5 protein-coding genes and 1 pseudogene are annotated in these 2,716 nt (G+C 59.6%); all 6 read right to left on the bottom strand.

Annotated features, from left to right (window positions below; translation table 11 throughout):
• Nucleotides 1-74: 74 nt before the first annotated feature.
• Nucleotides 75-308, bottom strand: a pseudogene (locus AKG11_RS34285) (tyrosine-type recombinase/integrase); the annotation flags it as partial.
• 178 nt (nucleotides 309-486) lie between these two features.
• Complete coding sequence (locus AKG11_RS33340; protein WP_050747133.1) at nucleotides 487-873, bottom strand: type II toxin-antitoxin system VapC family toxin; 387 nt, start codon at nucleotides 871-873, stop codon at nucleotides 487-489.
• On the bottom strand, nucleotides 873-1,130 hold the full coding sequence (locus tag AKG11_RS34280; protein ID WP_023516401.1) for a type II toxin-antitoxin system VapB family antitoxin: 258 nt from the start codon (nucleotides 1,128-1,130) through the stop codon (nucleotides 873-875). The genes AKG11_RS33340 and AKG11_RS34280 overlap by 1 nt, the downstream gene beginning before the upstream one ends.
• A 136-nt stretch (nucleotides 1,131-1,266) precedes the next feature.
• Nucleotides 1,267-1,677 carry a type II toxin-antitoxin system VapC family toxin gene (locus AKG11_RS33330; RefSeq protein WP_050747131.1) on the bottom strand — a complete coding sequence of 137 codons (411 nt, stop codon included), beginning with the start codon at nucleotides 1,675-1,677 and terminating at the stop codon, nucleotides 1,267-1,269.
• Nucleotides 1,674-1,946, bottom strand: a complete 273-nt coding sequence (locus AKG11_RS33325) for an AbrB/MazE/SpoVT family DNA-binding domain-containing protein (RefSeq protein ID WP_050747130.1) — start codon at nucleotides 1,944-1,946, stop codon at nucleotides 1,674-1,676. The genes AKG11_RS33330 and AKG11_RS33325 overlap by 4 nt, the downstream gene beginning before the upstream one ends.
• Nucleotides 1,947-2,032: 86 nt before the next feature.
• Nucleotides 2,033-2,203 (bottom strand): IS66 family insertion sequence element accessory protein TnpB, encoded by a 171-nt coding sequence (gene tnpB, locus AKG11_RS35640; RefSeq protein WP_245290318.1) that lies wholly within the window; start codon nucleotides 2,201-2,203, stop codon nucleotides 2,033-2,035.
• Between the last annotated feature and the right edge of the window lie 513 nt (nucleotides 2,204-2,716).

Here is a 2,716-nt window from a genome sequence, read left to right as displayed (position 1 = left end):
CGCGTAAGCAACCAAATCCTACGTCATTTCAACGGCTTGAACCACATCCGCCAACCCCTCATGAATTATTCGGGCTAAAGGCCTGCTGCTTTGGTGAGGTTGACGCGGAAGCGGTCACGTCGGCGCCGATAGCGCCGGGTCATTTCGGCCGAGGCGTGGCCGAGCTGCTTTTGCACATGACGTTCGTCGACCTCGGCCGAGGAGGCAAGGCCGGCGCGCAGCGAGTGGCCTGAGAATTTCTCGGCACGCTCGATCTCCGAGAGATCACCGCGGACGCCGGCGCCGACAGCCGTCTGCTTGACCAGTCGGACGCATAGGCGCGGCGAGTATTCGCCGAGCTCGCCATTTCGACATAGGTGCGCGCCCGGTCCGCCAATTGCTCGACGTGCGCCGGCAGGGCAGGGGAGAGGGCATCCACCACGTCGCGCACGATATCGACGATGTCGGGGAGTTCGTCGTCGGCCGAACGTGATTCGCTCGTCATCGTTAGGCAGCCTGAATATCCGTTTTGGAGAAGTCATCGCCGATGAAAAGCAGTGGCTCGTCGCTGCGCTTTGCAAGCGCGTAAGAGAAACAGTCGGCAAAATTCAATCCGGCCGGGTGACGGCCCTTGCCATAGGTGAGCCAGGCCTGTGTCGCCACGTCGACCAGGTCGGCATCGACCGCAATCACATCGGCCGCGATCTTGGTGAGCCAGAGGTCAATCTCGGCAAGCGCATGTTCGCCACGCCGGCTCACAAGGACCATGCGCGCTTCAAACACGCAGGTTGCGGGAACAAGCCGCACCGTGTCGGCAACTATAGCCCTGCGCAGGGTTTCCGCTTTCAGCTCATTGCGCAGTATCGCGACGATCGCGGAGGTGTCGATCACCATCAGTTCGGAATCCCGTGTTCGTCAAAGCCGACGATCTCCTCATCAGTACGCGTATCGAGCTCGGGCAGTCGCGCCACACGCTCGCTGATTGCGCGGAGTTCTCCGAGAAGGCGGTCCTGTGCGACATCTCCGTGCCCCAGCCGGTGCAGCCGCTCGTTGAGCGCCTGATGAATGGCCGCGGTCTTGGTGATCCCTTGGCGGCGCGCAAGCTCGTCGGCGAGGGCAACGGTCGCCGGGTTCTTGATGTTTAAGGACACGAAAGGCTCCTATAATCTACCATTTTCATGTTTTCTACCATGTCCTTGCGCAGCCGTCAATTATGAACGATAAGGCAATCTTATCGTTCATTGTGTCTGTGTGTTTTATGGTGCGGTTTCTGGGTATTGCTTCGACCTAATCCGCTCTCTCGAGCCAGTTCTCAACTTTGAGACCTCGGATCCGGCCGAACTCGCGGGTATTGTCTGTCACCAAGGTCAAGCCTAGGGAGTAGGCGTGCGCGGCGATCAACAAGTCGTTTTGACCGACGATTAGTCCAACCGCCTCCAGCTCTGCGCGAAAACCGCCGTATTCCGCGTCCGCTGGTGCATCCAGTGGCAGGATAGCGATGGCTGCAAGCAGGCTTTCGACCTTCGCGAGTAGCTTCGGCGATCCCTTTTTGGCGCAGCGGTAACGCAGTTCGGCCGCGACGATGATGCTGGTGCAGATTTGCTGATGTCCTGCACGCTCGATCCGGCGCGCTGGCGCGCCGTCCGGGTTTCGGATGAGATCGCTGATGATGTTGGTATCAAGCATGTAGCCGCTCAAAAGATGTTCTCCGACTTGGCGGGGATGTCATCGATATCCGGAAATTGGTCGTCCGCATCCATCGGGGCCTCCTTCCTCCATTCGGCTAGCAGCTCAACAAGATTGGCCGGTCTGCCCACGGGCTCGATGATGAGCTTTGCACCTTCGCGATGGATCAGGACACGATCCCCCGGCAGCTCGAACTCGACCGGGATGCGCACCGCCTGACTGCGGTTGTTGCGGAACAGCTTGGCCTCCTTCGGCTTCGGCGACGTGGATGGAATGGGCATAGCTCGCGCCTCCTTTGTATATGCCTATTGTATATGCCTGATTTCGAGCGGCGGCAAGTCTGGCCGCCCGATCCCCTCTCCTCCTTTCACAGGCAGGTGCCCTGGCCGTCGCGCCAAATCACCTTGAACAGGCCGGCTTTGCGGGACCGGAAGACGAGGACCGCCCCTGTAAAGGGGTCTTTGTGCAGCTCGTTCTTGACTAGGGCCGCCAAGCCATCGTGGCCCTTGCGGAAATCGGCGGGTTTTGTCGCCACCATGATCCGGACCCTATTGGATGGAAGGATCATGCCGGAACCGCGCAGACACGCGCGACAGCGGCGATCTGGGCAGCGGACGCACATTCTTCCATACGGATGGTGATCGCGCCGACAATGACCTCGGGACAGCTGGCTTGGCCTGTCGTGCCATCGTCCGCCGGATGGAAGGTGGTTCGGCTTTAGACCGCGTCGCTCGGCGACTGCATTCACCAACACTGCGGGCTGAAGGCTCTCCGAAACGATCTGGGCCTTAATCTCGTCCGGCCAATGCCGATGCGCCTCACGTCCAGACTTCCTGGTCGTGAGAACTTCCAATGTACTCTCCACGGAGAAACTCCCGTTGCTCGTCCATGGAAAGCCGATCACAAATCACGGCGGCGAGGACAGCGTGGGAGCGGAACATCCGCACGTAAAAGGGACCTTTAATTATTGACGTCTAGACTAAATGTTCGCCTGGGGCTGGGTGACCCGTCTCACAATATGCAGGTATCGAGGGTTGCGAGAGCGATCCTC

The sequence above is a fragment of the Shinella sp. SUS2 genome (assembly GCF_001262505.1).
Taxonomy (GTDB): Bacteria; Pseudomonadota; Alphaproteobacteria; order Rhizobiales; family Rhizobiaceae; genus Shinella.
The sequence above is the reverse complement of the archived record's forward strand: the minus strand, read 5'-3'. Positions and strand labels throughout refer to the sequence as shown.